The sequence below is a fragment of the Chryseobacterium sp. ERMR1:04 genome (assembly GCF_001297705.1).
In the GTDB taxonomy this organism is placed as follows: domain Bacteria; phylum Bacteroidota; class Bacteroidia; order Flavobacteriales; family Weeksellaceae; genus Chryseobacterium.
Genome location: NZ_LIRF01000008.1, coordinates 126,827 through 149,297 on the forward strand (window position 1 = coordinate 126,827; position 22,471 = coordinate 149,297).

Annotated in this window: 15 protein-coding genes, 1 pseudogene and 1 riboswitch; of the genes and pseudogenes, 2 read left to right on the top strand and 14 right to left on the bottom strand. The window is 34.6% G+C overall.

The window, feature by feature from the left end:
- Nucleotides 1–113: 113 nt before the first annotated feature.
- The 8 genes from AMQ68_RS17835 to folE all read right to left on the bottom strand — a co-directional run bounded on the left by AMQ68_RS17835 (nt 114) and on the right by folE (nt 9,411).
- The gene (locus AMQ68_RS17835) at nt 114–560 is read right to left on the bottom strand and encodes a hypothetical protein (RefSeq protein ID WP_054511968.1); all 447 of its coding nucleotides are present in this window, start codon (nt 558–560) and stop codon (nt 114–116) included.
- Between the two features lie 187 nt (nt 561–747).
- The gene (locus AMQ68_RS17840) at nt 748–1,578 is read right to left on the bottom strand and encodes a hypothetical protein (RefSeq protein WP_241775171.1); all 831 of its coding nucleotides are present in this window, start codon (nt 1,576–1,578) and stop codon (nt 748–750) included.
- Nucleotides 1,575–1,835 carry a hypothetical protein gene (locus tag AMQ68_RS25700; RefSeq protein ID WP_241775172.1) on the bottom strand — a complete coding sequence of 87 codons (261 nt, stop codon included), beginning with the start codon at nt 1,833–1,835 and terminating at the stop codon, nt 1,575–1,577. The genes AMQ68_RS17840 and AMQ68_RS25700 overlap by 4 nt, the downstream gene beginning before the upstream one ends.
- 139 nt (nt 1,836–1,974) lie before the next feature.
- Nucleotides 1,975–4,626, bottom strand: coding sequence for a 4-alpha-glucanotransferase (locus AMQ68_RS17845; RefSeq protein WP_054512854.1), 2,652 nt, complete (start codon nt 4,624–4,626; stop codon nt 1,975–1,977).
- A gap of 152 nt (nt 4,627–4,778) precedes the next feature.
- A complete protein-coding gene (locus AMQ68_RS17850) occupies nt 4,779–5,945 on the bottom strand; it encodes a T9SS type A sorting domain-containing protein (protein WP_054511969.1) in 1,167 nt (388 codons plus the stop codon).
- Nucleotides 5,946–6,664: 719 nt separating this feature from the next.
- A complete protein-coding gene (gene cysS, locus AMQ68_RS17855; RefSeq protein ID WP_054511970.1) occupies nt 6,665–8,131 on the bottom strand; it encodes a cysteine--tRNA ligase in 1,467 nt (488 codons plus the stop codon).
- A 147-nt stretch (nt 8,132–8,278) separates the two neighbouring features.
- Nucleotides 8,279–8,743 (bottom strand): hypothetical protein, encoded by a 465-nt coding sequence (locus AMQ68_RS17860; RefSeq protein ID WP_054511971.1) that lies wholly within the window; start codon nt 8,741–8,743, stop codon nt 8,279–8,281.
- 2 nt (nt 8,744–8,745) lie between these two features.
- On the bottom strand, nt 8,746–9,411 hold the full coding sequence (gene folE / locus AMQ68_RS17865; protein WP_054511972.1) for a GTP cyclohydrolase I FolE: 666 nt from the start codon (nt 9,409–9,411) through the stop codon (nt 8,746–8,748).
- 98 nt (nt 9,412–9,509) lie between these two features.
- Here folE and AMQ68_RS17870 point away from each other — a divergent pair, with 98 nt between their 5' ends.
- Nucleotides 9,510–10,664 carry a hypothetical protein gene (locus AMQ68_RS17870; protein WP_054511973.1) on the top strand — a complete coding sequence of 385 codons (1,155 nt, stop codon included), beginning with the start codon at nt 9,510–9,512 and terminating at the stop codon, nt 10,662–10,664.
- 51 nt (nt 10,665–10,715) lie between these two features.
- Here the strand turns inward: AMQ68_RS17870 and metF are convergent, their stop codons facing one another.
- The 6 genes and pseudogenes from metF to AMQ68_RS25710 all read right to left on the bottom strand — a co-directional run bounded on the left by metF (nt 10,716) and on the right by AMQ68_RS25710 (nt 19,324).
- Complete coding sequence (gene metF / locus AMQ68_RS17875) at nt 10,716–11,672, bottom strand: methylenetetrahydrofolate reductase [NAD(P)H] (protein ID WP_054511974.1); 957 nt, start codon at nt 11,670–11,672, stop codon at nt 10,716–10,718.
- 9 nt (nt 11,673–11,681) lie between these two features.
- The gene (metH, locus tag AMQ68_RS17880) at nt 11,682–14,342 is read right to left on the bottom strand and encodes a methionine synthase (protein WP_054511975.1); all 2,661 of its coding nucleotides are present in this window, start codon (nt 14,340–14,342) and stop codon (nt 11,682–11,684) included.
- 63 nt (nt 14,343–14,405) lie between these two features.
- Nucleotides 14,406–15,487, bottom strand: a pseudogene (locus AMQ68_RS17885) (homocysteine S-methyltransferase family protein).
- Between the two features lie 64 nt (nt 15,488–15,551).
- Complete coding sequence (locus AMQ68_RS17890) at nt 15,552–16,718, bottom strand: O-succinylhomoserine sulfhydrylase (RefSeq protein ID WP_054511976.1); 1,167 nt, start codon at nt 16,716–16,718, stop codon at nt 15,552–15,554.
- Nucleotides 16,719–16,843: 125 nt separating this feature from the next.
- Complete coding sequence (locus tag AMQ68_RS25705) at nt 16,844–18,382, bottom strand: homoserine dehydrogenase (RefSeq protein ID WP_054511977.1); 1,539 nt, start codon at nt 18,380–18,382, stop codon at nt 16,844–16,846.
- 3 nt (nt 18,383–18,385) lie between these two features.
- The gene (locus tag AMQ68_RS25710; RefSeq protein ID WP_054511978.1) at nt 18,386–19,324 is read right to left on the bottom strand and encodes an alpha/beta fold hydrolase; all 939 of its coding nucleotides are present in this window, start codon (nt 19,322–19,324) and stop codon (nt 18,386–18,388) included.
- Between the two features lie 65 nt (nt 19,325–19,389).
- Nucleotides 19,390–19,498, bottom strand: a riboswitch (SAM riboswitch).
- Nucleotides 19,499–19,685: 187 nt separating this feature from the next.
- Between AMQ68_RS25710 and AMQ68_RS17905 the strand changes: the two genes are divergently transcribed.
- Nucleotides 19,686–22,295: a glucosidase gene (locus tag AMQ68_RS17905; protein ID WP_054511979.1), complete on the top strand. Its 2,610-nt coding sequence runs from the start codon at nt 19,686–19,688 to the stop codon at nt 22,293–22,295.
- Nucleotides 22,296–22,471 lie beyond the last annotated feature (176 nt).

Genomic DNA, 22,471 nt, shown 5'->3' on the forward strand with positions numbered 1-22,471 from the left:
CAGTCAAAATTATGGAATAAAACCCCGAAATCAAAAGATTTAATGAAATTTAATACAAAAAGAACGGAATCACTTCCGTCCTTAACACATTAAAAAATCAAAATTGAAAACTCTTAATTCACAGCTGGGGTAGCAGTCTCCATTGGTTTCATCATCATTTTTCCGCCCTTCATACCTGCTTTTCTTTCTGCCATTTTAGCTTTTCTATCTGCCTGCCATTTATCATACTGCTGAGGAGTTAAGATTTTTTTCATATCTGCATCCATTTGCTCTCTTTTCCCTTTCATCTGCTCCATTTTAGCCTGTCTTTCTCCTTTGTTCTTATCAAACTCAGCTTTCATTTCAGCTTTTCGTTTTTCATGAAGATCTTTTATTTGAGCTACCTGTGTTTGATTTAGGTTTAAATCTTTTTGCATTTTCTCTATATGCTCCTGGTCTCTTTGTTGCATTTTCTGTTGCATTTCTGCTCTCTTCGCTTGCTTGTCTTGAGGAGTTGTTTGTTGTGCCATTGCAAAACTTCCCATTCCGATAAATGCTATTGCTAATACTAATTTTTTCATCTTTTAAAATATTTAATTATTAATTAATTGTTATATACCTTTTTGATAACTAATTAAAACATAAGTTAAACGGTAGTATTCATAAAAAATGTTAAATTTAAATGTAAAAATAACAAATTAACAAAATAAAAGGACAGATTATAAAAACCTGCCCTTCACACCACTTAAATATAATATATGAAAATTATTAATTGCTTGTGAGTCTGAAACCTCCGGAAGCACTTCTGTTTCCACCTCCGCTATTTTCCTGTCTTGGAGAAGGACTTTCAGATCTCTGTTGTCTAAAACCACCATTGTTTTCTCTTGGGGCAGGACTTTCTCTTCTTACTTCACTATTTCCTCTAAATCCGCCACTGCTTCTGGTTCCACCATTATTTTCAGCGTTCCCTCTAAAGCCTCCGTTATTGTCTCTAGGTGTTGGACTTACTGGTCTTACGTCGTTATTTCCTCTGAAACCACCCGTATTTCTGATTCCTCCATTATTATTATCAGTACTTGTTCTAAAACCTCCATTAGCCCTTGTTCCATTATTTTCAGCACCACGGAAACCTCCTGAATTATTATTAGACTGATTACGGAATCCTGAGTTATTATTATCTCTTCCAGATCCTCCTCTAAACCCATTATTTTCTCTCTGGCTCGTTCTTACAATATTCAATGAAGGATTATTATTCCCTCTGAATTTTGCTCTGTCTACTCTGTAAATATTAATATTCACACTTCTGTAGCGAGGCATTGGTCTGTATCTCGGTGTGTAATACGTTCTTCTGTAATTTTGGAAATAAATGATAGGGCTCGCACCGTGATAATAATCATTTTGGAATGTTACAAACACTCTAGGTCCTAAAATTCGTTCCATTGCATAATATCTGTCGTAATACCATCTGTCCGGGTTATATCTGTAGAAATTATTCCAAGTTGCAAAACTTCCGTATAAACTGTTCAAACGTAATACCTGATCTATTTGCCAACGGTTTAATCTATTTTGGGTAAAGAATACATTCCAGTTTACATTCACAATACTATTTCTGTAGTCGTTATAATAGCTTTGGTAATAATCTGTAGGATAATAATCCTGAGGATAGTTATATAATAATAATCATCCGGGAAATAATTTTGATCGTCCTGATTAGAATAATTTCCGCCATTGCTTCCATAATTGTTATTTTCATAGCCATTATTTCCGTAACCGTTATTATATCCATCATTCGGATATTGCTGAGCGAACGACAAAGTCGCCAAACTCAAAGCAAATCCTATCAATATTTTTTTCATTCTTTTTATTGTTAATTGGTTAATATATAGTAGACTATCTCTAATCTATCTTTTGGATACAAATAAAAAAAAGAAGTTAAATCTTTTGACGTAACTTCTTTTAAAATATCATTAATTAATTGATAATCAATTGTTAAATTTACAACCTACCGCTACTTTTCACCCAATTTGCAATTTTATCATTAAAATCTGTTTTTTCTTTTAAATCTTCTAATTTTAAATGCATTCTGTATCGCCAATAATGCGGGAATACCGCAGGGTTATTGATTCTTTCGTTATCTATTTTCGGGTTTGTAAGCTCTTCATCTGTAGCAAAAAACTCCTGAATTGGGAAAATAGCCAACATCGCATCCGTATAGAGATGCTGTTTCATAATGATTTCTGCCAAATGAGCCTCCAATTCTTCAGGTGCTTTGCCGTACTGCATCAATTGTTGGTTAAAATATTTCTGTGTTAAAGCAGGATCTTCTTTCCACCATTGTCTTAATGTAGAGCTATCATGCGAAGAAGCCGTAATTACGTTCATATAGCCTGCATTTTTAGGATTAAAGAAAGGAATGTTATCTGAAGGCATACGCTGAACTTTTAAGGCTATAATCGCCAATTCATCCATCACTGCAGGAACACAATCTGGTACCATTCCCAAATCTTCTCCACAAATCAACATTTTGGTGGTGTTGAGGATCATCGGAAGCTTTTCCATTGCTTTTTCTTTCCACAAGTAATCTTGTCTTTTGAAGAAATAATCGTTGTACAGATCGTAAATAGATTTCTTTTCCCAGTCTGACAAATAACTGTAAGAATCTGTATTGTATACATTGAATCTTGGATGGTAAACAGTTTCACCATTTCTTTCTTCAGTTAAAAACAACACATTCGCACAAAGCGAAATCAACTGCTCTTCAAAAGGTCCTCTCGGATTTTTCTTAAAAAAGTCTGATAATTTTCTCTGCGTATCAAATTCATCTTTAAAAGCATAAGTCCCATTAAGATTATCATTGATGAACTCAAGGGCCTTATCGATATTTTCTCCAATATATTTCCAAAGAATCAAATCATTAATAAACGGCTTGCAATATCTATCGAAATCAAAAGGAATATGCCACGCTTTAAATTCATCTGTCGTAATAGGAACTGCAGGATAAAAGTAGCCTAAAATTCCTTGTGTTGCAGAAATCGGCATTCTCCAGATTCTGAAAAACCCTAAAATATGATCTATTCTCATCGCATCAAAATACTGCTCCAATGCTTTGAATCTATTTTTCCACCATTGATAATTATCCGCTTTCATCGCTTCCCAATTATATGTTGGAAATTCCCAATTCTGACCCAATTCTGTAAATTGATCCGGCGGTGCGCCTGCCTGGAAATCCATCCCGAATAATTCGGGCTCTGTCCAGGCTTCAACAGAATATCTGTAAATTCCAATCGGAAGATCTCCTTTTAAAGAAATCCCTAAACTATGGATATACTCTACCGCCTCTTTCAATTGCTTATGAAGCTGATATTGCACCCATGCATGAAGCATAGACGCATCATAGTCTTTATTTTTTGCTGAAAAGAATGATGAAATTTTCCCTGCGATATATTTCTTATGCGTCTTCCAATCATTAAAATTCGGAGTTTTATACTTATCTCTTAGTACACAAAATGCAGCATATGGAATCAGCCAACTTTCATTATCTTTTATAAATTTCTTAAAGTTTCTATCTTTATAGATTTTCTCTTTTTCTGTATTGAAAACTGCTTTTATATACTTCCACTTTCCGGAAATCATTTTTTCGTAATCAACTAGCTCTAAATTATTTAATTCTAGTTTATCAGCTTCATATTCTTCAACTATATCTTTCGGTAATTTAAAATCAAGATTTTCTAGAGAAATATACTGTGGGTGCAATGCATATACTGAAACGGCAGCATAAGGATAGGAATCTGTCCATGTATAATTCGCGGTCGTATCATTAATAGGTAATATCTGAATAATGCCAAGACCTGTTTCTTTATTCCAGTCTGCGAGCTGTTTCATATCAGAAAACTCACCCACCCCAAAACCATTTTCACTTCTTAAAGAGAATACAGGAACAGCCACGCCTGCATCATGATACATTTGGGATAACTTAAATCTAAAATAATGATTGGAAACAATCTGTAAAACATCTTTTTGCTGATTGGCAATGGTGAATCTATTTTCTCCGGCTTCTACATCAATTACTTTACCTTCATTTTTATCATACAGACAATATTTAAATTGAATAAATTCATTCTCGGGAATCTCAATAGAAGTTTCCCAAACTCCAAAGTCAGTCTGGGCTAAATGAATTGCTTTTTCATGGTCCCAACTCCCCAAAGAAGCAGTACTTCCAAACAACACAATCGTCCAATCCGGATTGTAAACAGGCGCTTCTAATCTGAATAAATGAGTATGTTTTTTCAGCACAGAAATTTTCTCAGGAACAAACTGATTCAGTTTATTGTAAAGGATTTTATTGTTCAGATAGTTTTCAGGAAAATTTTTATTATTCCATTCATCAAAAATTAAAAATTCCTTGTAATTATGGGGGAAACTAAGATGATGCAATACAAATTCTTCTCTTAGAACCTTTCCATTTTCATCTGTTAATTGATATTGATAAGAGAGGGATTTCGAAAAATAATCTACTTCACATTTCCACAAACCGTTCTCAGTACAAAACATTTTATGAGTTTTAGGCACAGCTCCTTCTTCATTGATGACCAACTGCAAATATTCTCCAATTTTTGCCCTGTAGCCTATATTAAAGTATAATTTCATCTTGATTTTTTTATAAAAATACTGTTTAATCTCCAAAAACCGCCCATATTGAACATCAAATATTCATTAAAAAACCTTCTCAAATATTTGAGAAGGTTTTGATTTTCAACAATGTTAAAAGAAATATTTTCTAATTTCAATTGTTAGTCCTCTTATTTTGTTACCAGAATTTTCTTACTTAATAATACTTTACCAGACTCGTTCGCAATACTCACCACATACGCTCCATTGATAAGATTTTTCAAATAAATCTGCTGGTTTAGCGACCCTTCTTTTACGGATATATTTTCCTGCATTACATTTTTACCTGAAATATCAAAAACCGTCAGTTTAAGATTTCCTTTAACCGATTTATCATTAACGCTAACGTTGATCAACTGCTCGTCAACTCTCGTCGGATAAATATCTAAATTCGCAAGAACCGTTTTTGAAATGGCCTTATCGTTTGCAAAATACTTACTCGCCAAGTCATAAATATGTAAATTCAAATTTCCCAGAAGTTGCTTTGCCTGTAAATTATCCAAACTCAGTTCATATAAAGGTGCCCCTTTTGCACTTGCAATGACAACATTTCCTTTTGCATTAACAGCCGCCCCGTTCACAGAATATCCTTCCGGAACTCCTGTGATCTTTCCTACAAATTTTGCTTTTAATTCTTTCGTAGACACTTTGAAAACATTTCCTGATGTTGCAAAAACATAGAAATTATTATCTGCATCTGCAATCATATCACCGCCAAAACCTGTCTCAATTGTTGTAAACGAATTTTTCCCGTTCGAAGGATCGTCTTTTACAATTCCAAGATCATTAACAACATATTGATTGTTCTTTTTACTGATCTGTAAAAACTGTGTTCCGGAATTATTCATCGCGTAAATATTTCCATCATAACCATTGGACATTCTCGTTATATGAGAATTAATATCACAAGAAGTTACTCTTGCTACGTTATTTTCAATTAAAGTCGTTTCTTTTGTTTTAGGATTTAAAACATACACATTGGATGAAAACATGGGCATGTACACCAAATTATTATTGGAAGAATCATACGCCAATGCTGCCATTGTAACCGCCTGAGAATTATTGTACGTATTTTTATCCTCTGTTACAGAACCGTTTCTTGCCTGTGAAAATACTTTTGCCGAAGAATCAGCAGAGAAAATGCTTTCTCCCGACGTTCCGTTCACTGCATCTATCGCTCTGAAATCATTAAAAATAATACTTGGAGTATCTTTTCCTGTAATGGCAAAAAAATCTTGCTGTGCATAAGCACTTGTGCCCATTAACACCAAAAATAAAGGGAATAAATGTTTTTTCATAATAAGTTGAATTTAGATTCGTAATCATTTTAGTATGACTAAGTTACATAATTTTAAAATTAAATAACAAAAAATCTCTACTATTTGAATAATATTTACAATAATTTAATTTCAATATTGTGATTATGATAATTTGGAGAATATTTTAAGCTTGATCCCTTTTTATACTTAAATTTTAACCATTAAGATTTTAGTTAAGCTATTAAGAAGATTTCTCCTTCGTCGAAATGACAGGAAAGGGCATAAAAAACTCTCGCAGATTTAGTGGATTAAGCAGATGATTGTGGATAAAAATATGTAGGAGATATTAAGTTCTTTATTTTAATTCAAACCGTATGTTTTATGAATCAATTTGTTTTCTTAATTCGATATGGCTAGAGATTTTTCCTTCGTCAGAATGACAAATTCCGTACAAAATAGTAACAAAAAACTCTCGCAGATTTTACGGATTAAGCAGATGATTGTGGATAAAATATGCAGGAGATATTAAGTTCTTTATTTTAATTCAAACCGTATGTTTTATGAATCACTTTATTTTTTTTAGTTCGATATTTCTAGAGATTATTCCTTCGTCAGAATGACAAATTCCGTACAAAATAGTAACAAAAAACTCTCGCAGATTTTGCAGATTGAGCGGATGATTGTAAATAAAAACCTGCGTAATCTGTAAAATCTGCGAGAGATAATATTAAATTTAAAACTTAGCTTCTTTTTTCTGTTTAATTTAAAACATAAGATGTTCCGTCTCTTCCGTCTTTTAATTCGATTCCTTCAGCAAGAAGTTTATCTCTGATTTGGTCCGAAAGGTCAAAGTTCTTCGATTTTCTTGCCTGATTTCTCAGTTCAATTAAAACCTGCAGCGTCTGATCTAGTTTTTCATTGTTATTTTCTTCAACAGCCTGAAGTCCTAAAACATCAAATATAAATGCATTTAATGTAGATTTTAAATCTTCTAAATCATTTGTTGAGATCGTTTCTTTAGCATCATTCAACGCAAAAATAAATTTTACTGCTTCAAATAAATGAGCAATCAGAACCGGAGAATTGAAATCATCATTTAAAGCATCGTAAGCTTTCTTCTTCCATTCTTCCAAGTTAAAACCTGATTGTTTTTCATCATTCGGAGCAATTGAATTCAATACTTTTACCGCTTCCATCAATCTGATGAAACCTTTTTCACTTGCGATCATAGCATCATTAGAAATATCCAAAACACTTCTGTAATGAGCCTGTAAGAAACAAAAACGTACAATTGACGGATGGAAAGGCTTCTCGAAGAAATCATTATCTCCTGTAACCAACTGCATCGGTAAAATGTAATTCCCTGTAGACTTACTCATACGCTGCGTATTCATTGTCAACATATTAGCATGCATCCAATAATTTACCGGAGCGGTATCATTGCAAGCTTTTCCTTGAGCGATCTCACATTCGTGGTGTGGAAATTTCAAATCCATTCCACCTCCGTGGATATCAAACTTTTCACCTAAATATTTCGTACTCATTGCAGTACACTCAAGATGCCATCCCGGGAAACCTTCTCCCCAAGGCGAATTCCATCTCATGATGTGTGCAGGCGAGGCTTTTTTCCAAAGGGCAAAATCCTGTGGATTTTTCTTTTCTCCCTGTCCGTCTAAATCTCTAGTGTTAGCAAAAAGTTCTTCAATATTACGTTTTGAAAGTTCACCATAATTCAGACCTCTTTGGTTGTATTCCAGCACGTCAAAATATACAGATCCGTTGCTTTCGTAAGCAAAACCTTTTTCAATTAATTTTTGAGTTAACTCAATTTGTTCTACAATATGGCCTGTTGCCGTAGGTTCGATGTTGGGAGGCAATAGATTAAACATATCCAATACTTTATGGAAATCCACCGTATATTTCTGTACGATCTCCATAGGCTCCAGCTTTTCAAGGCGAGTCTGCTTTACAAATCTGTCATTGTTTACATCTCCATCGTCTGTAAGGTGACCTGCATCCGTAATATTTCTTACGTATCTTACCTTATATCCTAAATGTGTTAAGCTTCTGTAAATAAAGTCGAAAGAAAGGAAAGTTCTCACATTTCCCAAATGCACATTGCTGTAAACGGTAGGTCCACAAACGTACATTCCAACATTTCCTTCTAAAATGGGGTTAAATATCTCTTTTTCCGCTGTAAGCGAGTTGTATATTTTTAATTGCATTGTGTTGTTTTTGATTTAATGATTTTAAGTTTAGTATAAAGTTTCTTCATCGTTAAAAGACTGAGATCTTTTAACAGCAGCATGTACAGCAACAACAAATAATGGTTGCTATAAAAATCTGATCTGAAACTTTTTTAAATTTTATCATTACTTAATATTTAATACATTAGATTTCGCAGTCCCAATATCATCTCTTAAAATTAAAATATTTTTGTAAAATTCTGTCAATACTCGATTTCCTCCAATATTGGAATAATCAATTTTTGACTTTATCAGAGACTTTAATTTTTCTTCAAATCTACCTAAATCCCCGAATTCTTCTTCAAGATCATCTAAATCTAAAGGATAACTTGGGCTCAAATTTACTTTTTCTAATTTTGTTCTTCGAAAAATCTTAATTAATAGATCATAAATTTCACGCTCAAGTATCTCTTTCTCATCTATTCCTTCTTCAACATTATACTTTACGGAAATATCATTATTTACAATAGAATTTATTTCAATAATATTTTTGCTGTTTTTTAGCAATATCACATTTTCACAATAAGAAACTTCATGATCATATCTTTCGGATAATAATCTAATGTTTTTCTTTATGATATGATTAATCATTATTAATCCAATTTAGCATGGCTTCCTACATAATGTAAGAACTCCTGTCTTGTAATAGGATTTGTTTTGAAAATCCCACTTAGCTCCGCTGTAATTGTTGAACTTGCCGTGTCTTTAATTCCTCTACAATTTACACAAAGATGTTTCGCATCAATGATACAAGCTACATTTTTTGTCCCTAAAGCTTCTTTTAAAGCGTTCACAATCTGCATTGTTAATCTTTCCTGAACCTGCGGTCTTTTTGCGTAATAATCTACAATTCTGTTAATTTTAGAAAGTCCAATTACTTCGCCATTTGAAATATAGGCCACATGCGCTCTCCCAATAATTGGTAAAAAGTGGTGTTCACAAAAAGAATATACGGTGATATCTTTTTCCACCAACATCTGGCTATATTTATATTTATTGGAAAACGTGGAAATTCCCGGTTTATTTTCCGGCAATAGCCCTCCAAAAATTTCATTTACATACATTTTTGCGACACGCGTTGGAGAATCTTTCAAAGAATCATCTGTCATATCCAGTCCCAGCGTTTTCATAATCTCACCGAAAAGCTCAGTGATCTTTTCTATTTTTTCCTGTGGCGATTTATCAAAAGCATCTTCCCGTATAGGCGTATGTTCTTTTCCTGTGAAAATATCATCGTCGTTATCAGTAAAATCAACCATTTTTTATTTAATTTGCAACAAAAATACGGATAATATCTGTTCGTATATTTCAATTTAACTCAAAAATATTACCTCATCTCCTCATTCGTATAAAAGTTATGATTATTGCTGAAGAAGTACACCATGAAAATCAGAAAAAGGAATTTCTAGAATTCCCTGTCAGACTTTATCAACATGACAAAAACTACATCAGACCTTTAGATAAAGATATTGAAGCTACGTTTGATCCTCAAAAAAATAAATTCTTCAAGAACGGAGAATGCAAAAGGTTCTTATTTAGAAATAAAAATAATGAAACGGTTGGAAAAATAGCGGTTTTTGTTAATCAACTTTATACGCAAAATCAACCTACCGGAGGAATTGGTTTCTTTGATTGTATTAACGATCAGGAAACGGCTAATTTCATTTTCGATTATTGTGAAAAATGGCTTCAGGAAAGGGGAATAGAAGCAATGGATGGACCCATTAATTTTGGGGAAAGAGATAAATTCTGGGGATTACTTATTGATGGTTTTATAGAACCTTTATATGGAATGAATTATAATTTCCCTTACTACAAAGAGCTTATTGAAAATTATGGTTTCCAAATTTATTTTGAACAGCTTTGTTTTACACGACCTGTATTTGGTGAAGTTTCTAGGGTCTTTACTGTAATGCATAAAAAGCATTCGCTGAATCCAGCTATTTCTGCTATACCTATGAAAAAGAATAATCTGGCCAAATTTGCTAAAGATTTCACTGCAATTTATAATCAGGCTTGGGCTTCCCATGGAGAAGGGAAACAAATTGAAGAAGCTAAGACTTTAAAAATGTTTATGACCATGAAGCCGATCATCAATGAACATATTTCGTGGTTCGTCTATGAAAATGAAAAACCCATTGCCATGTGGATTAATATTCCCGATTTGAATCAATGGTTTAAATACATGAATGGGAAATTCGGTTTTATTGAAAAATTAAAATTTTTGTGGATCAAAAGATTCAAAAAGAATGAAAAAATGGTTGGCCTTGTTTTCGGCGTTGTTCCTGAATGGCAAAAAAAAGGCATCGACGGATATATGATCTGGGAAGGAACACAACACCTCAGAAAGCACACCGATTTTACCATCACAGAACTTCAATGGATTGGTGATTTCAATCCTAAAATGATAAAAATTGCCGAAAATCTGGATACTGAAGTCACAAGAAAATTGGCGACATACCGGTATTTATTTGATCGTAATAAAACTTTTGAAAGACATCCTGCTCTTTAAAATAAAAACCCTGCTGATACATCAGCAGGGCTCCTTTCATTGTACTATTTATTAGAATAGCTCTCCAGCTACTTTTTTAATATTATCACTTTTCCCCATAGAGTAAAAGTGTAAAACAGGCACTCCAAAATCAAGAAGTTCTCTGCATTGATTGATCGCCCATTCGATTCCTATTTGTCTCACCGCTTCATTATTTTTAGCACTTTCCACTTCATTAATTAAATCTTCCGGTAAATCAATTTTAAAAACCTGTGGCAATAATTTTAAATGTCTTTTTGTTGCAATGGGTTTAATTCCAGGAATAATTGGAACTGTAATTCCCATTTCTCTGGCCTTTGTCACAAACTCGATAAATTTTTTATTATCAAAAAACATTTGAGTTACAATATAATCTGCTCCGGCATCTACTTTTTGCTTCAGCCATTTAAGGTCGTAGTTCATGGAAGGTGCTTCCATATGTTTTTCAGGATAACCTGCTACGCCAATGCAGAATTTGTTATTTTCTTCACAAGCCTGCTCATCATGAAGATATTTCCCTCTTCCTAAATCATTAATTTGATGAACCAGATCCATCGCACTTTCATGACCTCCTTTTGTTGCCTCAAAATACTGATGTCCTTTCATAGCATCTCCACGAAGTGCCATCACATTATCAATCCCAAGATACATACAGTCTACCAAAAGGTATTCTGTTTCTTCCTTTGTAAAACCTCCACAAAGCAAGTGTGGAACAGTATCTACATTATATTTATGCTGAATTGCAGAACAAATACCCAACGTTCCGGGACGCATTCTGGTAATTTTACGTTCCATCAAGCCATTTCCTTTGTCGATATAGATATATTCTTCTCTTGAAGTCGTTACATCAATAAAAGGAGGTTTGAACTCCATCAAAGGGTCTATATTTCTATACAAATCTTCAATCCCGATTCCTTTCTGAGGCGGAACAACTTCTAAAGAGAACAAAGTTTTTCCGTTTGCATTTTTTATGTGTTCTGTAATCTTCATGTTTAAATTTTAATCTGCTAAATTAGGTGACAACCATTTCCTCGCTTCCTGTAAAGAAATTCCTTTCCTCTTAGAATAGTCTTTCAACTGATCTTCTGTAATTTTTCCGAGCCCAAAATATTTTGCATGCGGACTTCCGAAATAATATCCAGAAACTGCAGCGGTTGGAAACATTGCTAAACTTTCTGTAAGGTATACTCCGATATTTTCTTCCACTTTTAAAAGATCCCAAATGGCATGTTTTTCCAAATGATCCGGACAAGCCGGATATCCTGGTGCCGGACGAACTCCTTTATATTTTTCTGCAATTAAATCATCATTGCTTAAACTTTCCTGATTGGCATATCCCCAATATTCTGTTCTTACTTTTTTATGTAAAAATTCGGCATAGGCTTCCGCAAAACGGTCTGCCAAAGCTTTTACCATGATTGCATTATAATCGTCATTGGCTTTTTCATATTCATCTGACAACTCATCTGTCCCGAAACCTGTGGTTACACAAAAAGCTCCCACATAATCAGTTTTTCCTGAGTTTTGAGGAGCAATAAAATCGCTTAATGCTAAATACTCTTTGCCTTTAGATTTTTGAAGTTGCTGCCTTAATGTGATGAATTTCGATTGCGGCTGATTATTTTCATCAAAGATTAAAATATCATCATCTTCAGTTGAATTTGCTTTGAATATTCCGAAGATTGCTTTAGCAGTTAAAGATTTCTCATCTAAAATTTTCTTTAAAATAACCTGAGCATCTTTAAATAATTCTTTAGCCTGCTCTCCTACCACCTCATCATCAAAAATATTCGGGTACTTCCCGTGAAGATCCCAGCTTCTGAAAAATGGAGACCAGTCGATAAATGGAACCAATTCATTTAAATCCTGACCTTCAAAAACCTGTATTCCTAAATTATTCGGCGTGAAAATCTCTTCGTTTTCCCAATCAATTTTAAATTTGTCTTTTCTGGCGTCTTCAATAGAAACATATTCTTTATCAATCTGTCTGTTCAGGAATTTTTCACGGAAATCTGAATAGTCACTCTTCAAATCGCTTACATATTCTTTATTTCTATCTCCCAATAAAGAACTCACCACATTTACCGCTCTGGAAGCATCATTTACGTGAACTACCGCATTTTTATATTTTAAATCTATTTTTACCGCAGTATGTGCTTTTGAAGTCGTTGCACCGCCGATTAATAAAGGAAAACTAAGATTTTGACGTTCTAATTCTGATGCGATATACACCATTTCGTCTAAACTTGGCGTGATTAATCCGCTCAAGCCAATAACATCCACCTTATGTTCAATGGCAGCCTGAATAATTTTTTCAGCCGGAACCATTACTCCAAGATCTACGATCTCATAATTGTTACAACCCAACACAACGCTCACAATATTTTTACCAATATCATGAACGTCACCTTTTACCGTTGCCATTAAAATTTTACCGTTGGCAGGTCTTTCACCATCTTTTTCAGCTTCAATAAACGGCTGTAAATAAGCAACCGCCTTTTTCATTACCCTCGCCGATTTTACCACTTGTGGTAAGAACATTTTTCCGCTTCCGAATAAGTCACCGACAACGCCCATTCCTGTCATTAAATTAACTTCAATAACATGTAAAGGTTTTGAGGCTGCCTTTCTTGCTTCTTCTACATCTTCTTCAATAAAACGATCAATTCCTTTTACCAAAGAATGCGTAATTCTGTCCTGTAAAGGTCTGGTACGCCATTCCAGTTCTTCAACGACTTCTTTTTTTACCGATTTATTCTTTTCAGAATAATCTAACAACCTTTCCGTTGCGTCTTCTCTTTTATCGAGGATTACGTCTTCTACAAGACCTAATAATTCTTTATTAATTTCGTCATAAACCTCCAACATCGCAGGATTTACAATCCCTATATTCATTCCCGCCTGAATTGCATGATACAAGAAAACCGAGTGCATTGCTTCTCTCACCGTATCATTTCCACGGAAAGAGAATGAAACATTACTCACTCCCCCACTTACCGACGCATACGGAAGATTTTGTCTTACCCATCTTGTAGCTTCGATAAAATCGATTGCATTTCTTCTATGCTCATCCATCCCCGTTGCAACAGGGAAAATATTTAAATCAAAAATAATATCCTCAGCCGGAAACTTTACTTCATCCACTAAAATATCATACGATCGCTTGGTGATTTCAAGTCTACGATCGTAGGTATCAGCTTGTCCGTCTTCATCAAAAGCCATGACAATCACTGCTGCACCATATCTTTTAATTGCCTTAGCCTGTTTTTTGAATTCTTCTTCCCCTCCTTTTAAACTGATAGAATTGACAACAGATTTTCCTTGAACAACCTGTAATCCAGCTTCTAAGATCTCCCATTTGGAAGAGTCGATCATGATGGGAATTCTGGAAATATCCGGTTCTGAACCTACTAAATTCAGGAATTTTATCATGGAAGCTTTTCCATCAATCAATCCATCATCAAAATTAACGTCAAGGATCTGCGCTCCACCTTCCACTTGATGACGGGCAATATCCAAAGCTTCAGAAAATTTCTCTTCTTTAATTAATCTTAAAAACTTTTTGGAACCGGCAACATTCGTCCTTTCACCAACGTTGATGAAATTACTTTCCGGGGTTATAATCAAAGGCTCAAGGCCCGATAGTCTTAAATATTTCATTAGTTGTGTATTCTTCTAAAATAAATTAGTAGCGTTAATCTTAAGCAATACGTATTGAAAAATTTATACAATTTCTCTCACTTTTCTTGGCTCATATTTATCAACCAAATCTGCAATTGCTTTTATGTGATCCGGTGTTGTTCCGCAGCAACCTCCGATAATATTGATGAGTCCTTTCTCTACGTATTCTCTGATTTGTTCTGCCATAAATTCTGGGGTTTCATCATATTTTCCGAACGCGTTTGGAAGTCCTGCATTAGGATATGCTGAAACATAAAAATCTGTATTATGTGCCAACGTTTCTAAAGGTGTCAACTGATTGGCGCCCAAAGCACAATTGAAACCAACACTTAATAAATTTAAATTATCTAAAGTAAATAAGGTGTCAACTGATTGGCGCCCAAAGCACAATTGAAACCAACACTTAATAAATTTAAATGTGAAACTGAAATCAGGAAAGCTTCTGCGGTTTGTCCGCTCAACGTTCTTCCTGAAGCATCGGTAATTGTTCCTGAAACCATGATTGGAATCTTAATTCCTCTTTCTTCACTAATTTCATCAATAGCGAAAAGAGCAGCCTTTGCATTCAATGTATCGAAAATAGTTTCTACCAATAAAATATCTGAACCTCCATCTAATAAAGCTTCAGACTGTTGTTTGTAAGCAATTCTCAATTCATCAAAAGTAATTGCTCTGTATCCCGGATCGTTTACATCAGGGCTTAAACTCGCCGTTCTGTTGGTTGGCCCGATGGAACCTGCTACAAATCTTGGTTTATCCGGATTTTGAGCAGTAAATTCATCACAAACTTTTCTTGCAATCTTTGCAGATTCATAGTTCAGTTCGTACACCAACTCTTCCATATGATAATCTGCCATCGCAATGGTTGTTCCTGAGAAGGTATTGGTTTCCAAGATATCAGCTCCGGCTTCCAAATACTTTTTATGAACTTCCTCAATTGCTTCCGGTTGCGTTAATGAAAGTAAATCGTTGTTTCCTTTTACTGGATGTTCCCAATCTTTGAAACGCTCGCCACGGTAATCTTCTTCCTCGAATTTATATCGCTGAAGCATTGTTCCCATTGCTCCGTCAAGAATTAAAATCCTTTCTGATAACGCTTTATATAATTGTTCTGAATTTTTCATTTTATATATAATTTACCATAGGTTTCACCTATGGCTATTGTTGTTGAACCCTTCGGGTTCGTTATTAATCCAATGCCTGTTTTAGATCTGCGATAATATCTTCCACATTTTCCAATCCTACTGAACAACGAACTAAACCGGCTGTAATTCCTACTTCATTTCTTTCTTCATCTGACAATTTCGAGTGCGTAGTAGATGCCGGATGCGTCACAATTGTTCTGGTATCACCAAGATTTGCAGAAAGAGAACACATTTTTATTTTATCTAAAAAGTTTCTTCCGCCTTCAATACCACCTTTGATTTCAAAAGCAACGATATTTCCGCCCAACTTCATTTGTTTTTTTGCGACTTCATAACTTGGATGAGAAGGTAAGAATGGATATTTTGCCAACTCTACATTCGGGTGACTTTCTAAAAATTCGGCTACTTTTAAAGCATTTTCGCAGTGTTTTTCTACACGGATTGCCAACGTTTCTAAACTCTTTGACAAAACCCAAGCGTTGAAAGGCGACATTGCAGGTCCGGTATTTCTTGCGAAAAGATAAATCTCACGAATAAGATCTTCTCGACCCACGGCTACTCCACCTAAAACACGACCTTGACCGTCAATCAATTTCGTTGCTGAGTGAACAACAACATCTGCACCATATTTAATCGGTTGCTGAAGATAAGGCGTTGCAAAACAATTGTCTACAATAAAAATAAGATTATGTTTTTTCGCTATTTTTCCAAAAAACTCTAAATCTAATACTTCAATTGCAGGATTTGTAGGGGTTTCCAGATATAAAATCTTGGTATTGGGTTGAATATATTTTTCTACATTTTCGGCATCTCCAGCTTTAAAATAAGTAGTTTCAATATTCCATTTCGGAAAATACTTTGTGAACAACGTGTGCGTAGATCCAAAAACTGACTGACAACTTACAATATGATCTCCAGCATTTAACAATGTTGCAAATGTTGAATAGATAGCCGCCATTCCTGTTGCGAAAGCATATCCTGCTTCTGCACCTTCCATTTTCACAATTTTATCTGTGAATTCCGTTACATTAGGATTTGAAAATCGGCTGTATAAATTCTTTGGTTTTTCTTCTGCAAAACTGGCTCTCATATCTTCTGCATCCTGAAAAATAAAACTGGATGTAAGATATAAAGGCGTAGAATGCTCATCAAACTGGGTTCTTTCAGTTTGAGTTCTTATTGCGGAGGTTTCAAAATTTTCTTTTTCCATTATTCTATTATTTTTCCATAGATTTCACCTACGGCTATTGATATTGAACTCTTCGGGTTCGCTGATTATTTAGTCCCATAGGTTTTACCTACGGCTATTCATGTTGAACCCTTCGGGTTCGCTGATTATTTAGTTTCACTCACTCTTAAAATATCTCCGAAAACGCCTCTTGCAGTAACCTGAGCTCCGGCTCCGGCCCCCATAATGACAATTGGATTCTCCCCATAACTTTCGGTATAGATTTCAAAGATTGAATCTGAACCTTTTAGTTGTCCTAACGCCGAAGTTGCAGGAACAGAAATTAGTTTTACATCCAACTCCCCTTTTTCTTTTTGCAAATCTCCATGCAGATCTCCAACGTATCTCAATACGTGACCAGGCTCTTGGTTTTCTTTGATTTTCTGATATTCATCATTCAACTCTTCCAGTCTTGAAAGAAACTCCGGTTTTGAAACAGAAAGTAAATTTTCCGGAACTAAATTTTGAATATTGATATCATTAAACTCATTGATTAAATCTAATTCTCTCGCCAAAATCAATAATTTTCTTGCCACATCGTTTCCTGACAAATCTTCTCTTGGATCTGGTTCTGTATATCCTTTTTCCAACGCTTCATTGATGATTGTGGAAAATTGATCGTCTCTTAAAGAAAAGTTGTTGAAAACATAACTCAATGTTCCAGAGAATACTCCTTTAATTCTTGTGATATTTTCTCCCGAAAGGTGTAATAATTTTATGGTATCAATAAGCGGCAAACCTGCGCCAACATTGGTTTCGTATAAATAACGTCTGTTATTTTTATTCAACGTATATCTTAGTTTACGATATTCCTCTATCGGAAGGGTGTTGAAAATTTTATTGGAAGAAACCAAGTCGAACCCGTTTTCAGCCAATGCGTGATAGTTATGAACAAAATCTTTACTCGCCGTGTTATCAACAACGATCAGGTTTTCCAATTGATTTTCTTTTGAGAACCTGATTAATTCCTGAACATCTGACGGACTTTCTGCTGTCAATATCTCATCGCTCCAATTGCTCCCAAATCCTTTTTTATTAAAAGCAATTTTTCTTGAATTGGCCACTGCAACCACTTTAAGATCGATCTTTTTACGTCTTCTAATCTCTTCTGAAGACTGTAAAACCTGCTCTATTAAAGTTTTTCCAACATTTCCATGACCAATAATTGCCAAGTGAACTGTTTTTGGCTTTTTAGAGGTTTCAGATTCGATGATATTTTTTGCTTTCTCGTCTTGAGAAGAAGTTACCACAATATTGATACGCTTTTCGCTTCCTACTTGATTTAAAAGCAAAGGAAAAACGTTGTTTCTAGCTAATTCAGCCAACACTTTATTTAAATCTTCTGCAACAAAACCTATTACAGAAACATTATTTATACTGTAAATCTGAGAAACTTTCCCTGATTTTCTTTCTGTTTCAAACTCGTCAATCAGACAATTGACCGCTTTTTCAGAATCAGCTTCCTGGACCAAAATTGATAATCCGTTTTCAATAGCCTGCTGAGAAATTATCCCCACACTGATTCGCGCTAAAGTAAGCGCTTTAAAAATTCTTCCGTCAATCCCGATTTCACCTAAGAAATCTTCCCCTTCAAATTTGATGATTGATCTGTTTTTTAAAAATTTTATTTCGTTAGCATTTTTCATCGTCTATAAAATATTTTTAATGATGTTATTTAATTGTTCGTATTCCATTAAGAAGGCATCGTGCCCCTGAACTGATTTGATCTCGTGATAGAAAACATTTTCCTTTTTTTCTTTTAGCTTTTCAAAGCATGTTCGGATCTCGGAAGCTGGAAAAAATAAATCTGTATCTACCGAGATCATGTGCATTCGTGCCTCGATTTTTTCTAATTTATCTTCTTCTGCATTAATATTCATTAACAAGTGGTTCATTAGTTTATACGCTTTTAAACTAAACCTATCGTTTAATGAATTTCCGTGATAAACAAGCCAATCTTCCGATTCCAGGGTTTGTTTTTCCTTATTGTATCTGTTTTGAAATCTATCGTTTAAAGATTCTGGTGTTCTGTAACACAACATCGCATGAATTCTGGCTTTTTGTAATGGTTTATCATTTCCATTTAACAAAAACTTCTGAACCAGGCATTGTGCATGAAGCCAATCATGAGTTCTGTAATCACAGGCAATGGGAATGAAAATTTCGGCAAGCTGTGGTTGTTGAACCAACATTTCCCAGCCAATTCCTCCTCCCAAAGAACCTCCAATAATGGCATACAAGTTTTTTATATTAAGTGTTTCAAGACCTTTTAAAAAGATATTGGCAATATCTGAAGGCGTGAAATCTTCATATTCATCAATTAAAAAATGATCATAGCCGTTTCCGGGAATATTGAAACAAAGAACTGTATATTGATTCGTATCGATGACCTGATTTTCACCAATTAATTTTTTCCACCATCCTTTTTCTCCGGAAACATCTGAATTTCCAGTTAAGGCATGATTAATTAAAATGATAGGTGCTGTAAACAGGGCCTTCCCGAAAAGCTGGTAGCTCAACGAGATATTATATTCCTTATTGGAATTGGTTTGATACGAAAGATTAATATAGTTTAGTTCTGTTTTCAATTCTATTATACTTTTTGATAATACAATTTGAAAATGCCATAAGGAATGGCTGAAAGAACTTCAGTGAGTTATCTGTCCAAAATAATCTTTGGTAGAACGTAGCACCTTCTTCGCTTGCGCGAAGGGTTGCTAAGGTTTCATAGGGTCTAATCCCTCAACCTTTCTTGATAACATTTTCAATATGTGAATGATCGAATACTGCAAATATAGAACTTTTCTTTTAAATATTTATATAAATTTAATTTAATCTCGGGAAGCCTTTAAACAAAAGAGTTTCAAGGATATGTTACATATTATTCAGATTCAAAATGTTGGAATTATTTTTCAAAAAACCTACCTTCGTAAGGAAAAGTGATGAAATATGAGCGTCGAAAAACAAAGATTACAAGATAACAACTGGAAAACTTGGGGACCATATGTCAGCAACAGACAATGGGGAAACGTACGTGAAGATTATAGTCCGGACGGCAATGCCTGGGGATCTACAAGTCATGATAAAGCTGAAAGCTACGCTTACAGATGGGCAGAAGAAGGAATTGCCGGTATCTCAGATCCAAAGCAACTTTTATGTTTCGCTCTTTCTTTCTGGAATAAAAAAGATAAGATCGTTAAAGAACGATTTTTCGGATTGAGCAACCACCAAGGAAATCACGGAGAAGATATTAAAGAACTTTTTTACTATTTAGACAATACACCTACCCACAGTTACATGAAAATGGTGTACAAATATCCTATCAACGAATTCCCTTACGATATTCTTGTTGCAGAGAACGGAAACCGTAGCAAGAAAGAACCGGAATACGAACTTTTTGATACCGGAATCTTTAACAACAATGAATATTTCGATATTTTTATTGAATACTGTAAAGCAGACCATGAGGATATTCTAGTGAGAGTTACTGTTTGTAACAGAAGCCATCAGGACGCTCCTATTATAGTTGCTCCTACAGCTTGGTTTAGAAACAACTGGAAATGGGGTTACAATACGTATAAAGGACAGTTGAATGCTTCTAATGATGGCTGTATCGACATCCATCATGACAGTATTTCTATAAAAAAATTCTATTCAAGAAACAATAATTCAAAGAGTGTATTTTGTGAGAATGAAACGAATGCACCCAAATTATATGGAGCTCTTTATTCAGGAAACACCTATTATAAAGATGGTATTAATGATCATATCATTTATGGAAGTAATACCGTAAATCCTGAGAAAACAGGGAGTAAAGCTTCTTTTATCATTGATGAAATAATTGAAGCCGGACAATCTAAAACGTTTGATTTCAGATTATCTCCACATGAAACAGATGAACCCTTCCATCAGTTTGATGAAATTTTTAATGCAAGAATTTCCGAAGCTAATGAATATTATGACGAAATTCAACAAGATGTAAGTACCGAAGATGAAAAGAATGTACAGAGACAAGCCTTTGCCGGATTGCTTTGGAACAAACAATTTTATCATTATAACGTCGGAAAATGGCTAAAAGGTGATCCTAATTTTCATGCTCCAAGAGATTTCAACAATTATGTAAGAAATACAGAATGGAATCACATGCACAACAAAGACATTATTTCCATGCCTGATAAATGGGAATACCCTTGGTATGCGACTTGGGATCTTGCTTTTCACTGTGTTCCTTTTGCTATCATCGATGCTGAGTTTGCAAAAAATCAACTTTTATTGTTAACCAAAGAATGGTATATGCATCCGAACGGGCAACTTCCTGCTTATGAATGGAATTTGAGTGATGTAAATCCGCCAGTTCACGCATGGTCTTGTTTCAGGGTTTTTAAAATCGATGAAAAAACAAACGGAAAACCAGATCTTTTATTCCTGGAAAAGGTTTTTCAAAAACTATTGCTCAATTTTACCTGGTGGGTTAACCGAAAAGATAAAAGCGGTAATAATATTTTCGGAGGTGGTTTCTTAGGCCTCGATAACATTGGTGCTTTTGACCGAAATATGGAATTAAAAGACGGTCAACACCTTGAGCAAGCCGATGGAACAAGCTGGATGGCAATGTATGCGCTTAATATGATGAGAATGGCAATGGAGCTGGCTCAATACTATCAAGTGTATGAAGATATGGCCATCAAATTCTTTGAACACTATCTTTATATCGCCGAAGCCATGGAAAACATGGGAGACGGTAAAGAAGGTTTATGGAATGAAGAAGACGGATTTTTCTATGATGTGTTACAGCTAGGAAATGGCGAAAGTGTTTCTTTACGTTTGAGAAGTATTGTGGGTTTAATTCCTTTATTTGCAGTAGAAGTTATTGATCATCACTTATTGGATAAAATGCCCAATTTCACAAAAAGGATGGAATGGATTTTAAAAAACAAACCTGAATTAACAAAGCTTGTTTCTCACTGGGAAGAAGAAGGCCAAGGAAGAAAGCATCTGATGAGTATTCTGCGTAAAAACAGATTGTCTAAAGTACTAACGAGAATGCTTGATGAAAATGAATTTTTAAGTTCTTACGGCATCCGGGCGATGTCTAAAGTATATGAACAAAATCCTTTTGTATTCTCTGTGCATGGCAGAGAAAACTGGGTCTATTATACTCCTGCAGAAAGTGACAGCAGAATGTTTGGAGGAAACAGCAACTGGAGAGGACCAATCTGGTTTCCTATTAATTTTCTCATCGTTGAAAGTTTACAACGTTTTCATTTTTATTATGGAAACAGTTTAAAAGTTGAATTACCAACCGGAAGCGGAGATAAGAGAAACCTTGATGAAGTAGCCCAAAATATCAGCAACAGGCTTTGTTCTATCTTCTTAAAAGACGAAAATGGAGCGCGTGCTTTCAATGGTGGAAATTCTACCTTTAATTATGATGAAAATTTCAAGAACTATATTACTTTCTTTGAATATTTCCACGGAGATAACGGTCGTGGAGTTGGCGCCTCTCACCAAACAGGATGGACTGCCACGGTAGCCAAATTAATGAAATCAAGAATATGATATCATGATAAGCCTCTTTTTTAAGGGGCTTTTTTACTACACTCATTCATCAATAAATCAATAAACTAACATGAAAAATTATATTCCTGTCTGATATTATTAATTTAATTATATTTGTAAACACAAACACACAAGATGAAAATAAAATTACCTTTTACTTTCCTAATTTACTTATT

Bases quoted from the DNA above. Each gene is read 5' to 3' on its own strand.
- AMQ68_RS17905 (WP_054511979.1), top strand. From the start codon at position 19,686: ATGAGCGTCGAAAAACAAAGATTACAAGATAACAACTGGAAAACTTGG.
- AMQ68_RS17835 (WP_054511968.1), bottom strand. From the start codon at position 560: ATGAAAAAATTAGTATTAGCAATAGCATTTATCGGAATGGGAAGTTTT.
- metH (WP_054511975.1), bottom strand. From the start codon at position 14,342: ATGAAATATTTAAGACTATCGGGCCTTGAGCCTTTGATTATAACCCCG.
- AMQ68_RS17850 (WP_054511969.1), bottom strand. From the start codon at position 5,945: ATGAAAAAACATTTATTCCCTTTATTTTTGGTGTTAATGGGCACAAGT.
- AMQ68_RS17845 (WP_054512854.1), bottom strand. From the start codon at position 4,626: ATGAAATTATACTTTAATATAGGCTACAGGGCAAAAATTGGAGAATAT.
- AMQ68_RS25705 (WP_054511977.1), bottom strand. From the start codon at position 18,382: ATGAAAAATGCTAACGAAATAAAATTTTTAAAAAACAGATCAATCATC.
- AMQ68_RS17860 (WP_054511971.1), bottom strand. From the start codon at position 8,743: ATGATTAATCATATCATAAAGAAAAACATTAGATTATTATCCGAAAGA.
- AMQ68_RS25700 (WP_241775172.1), bottom strand. From the start codon at position 1,835: ATGAAAAAAATATTGATAGGATTTGCTTTGAGTTTGGCGACTTTGTCG.
- metF (WP_054511974.1), bottom strand. From the start codon at position 11,672: ATGAAGATTACAGAACACATAAAAAATGCAAACGGAAAAACTTTGTTC.
- cysS (WP_054511970.1), bottom strand. From the start codon at position 8,131: ATGCAATTAAAAATATACAACTCGCTTACAGCGGAAAAAGAGATATTT.
- AMQ68_RS17890 (WP_054511976.1), bottom strand. From the start codon at position 16,718: ATGGAAAAAGAAAATTTTGAAACCTCCGCAATAAGAACTCAAACTGAA.
- AMQ68_RS17870 (WP_054511973.1), top strand. From the start codon at position 9,510: ATGATTATTGCTGAAGAAGTACACCATGAAAATCAGAAAAAGGAATTT.
- folE (WP_054511972.1), bottom strand. From the start codon at position 9,411: ATGGTTGATTTTACTGATAACGACGATGATATTTTCACAGGAAAAGAA.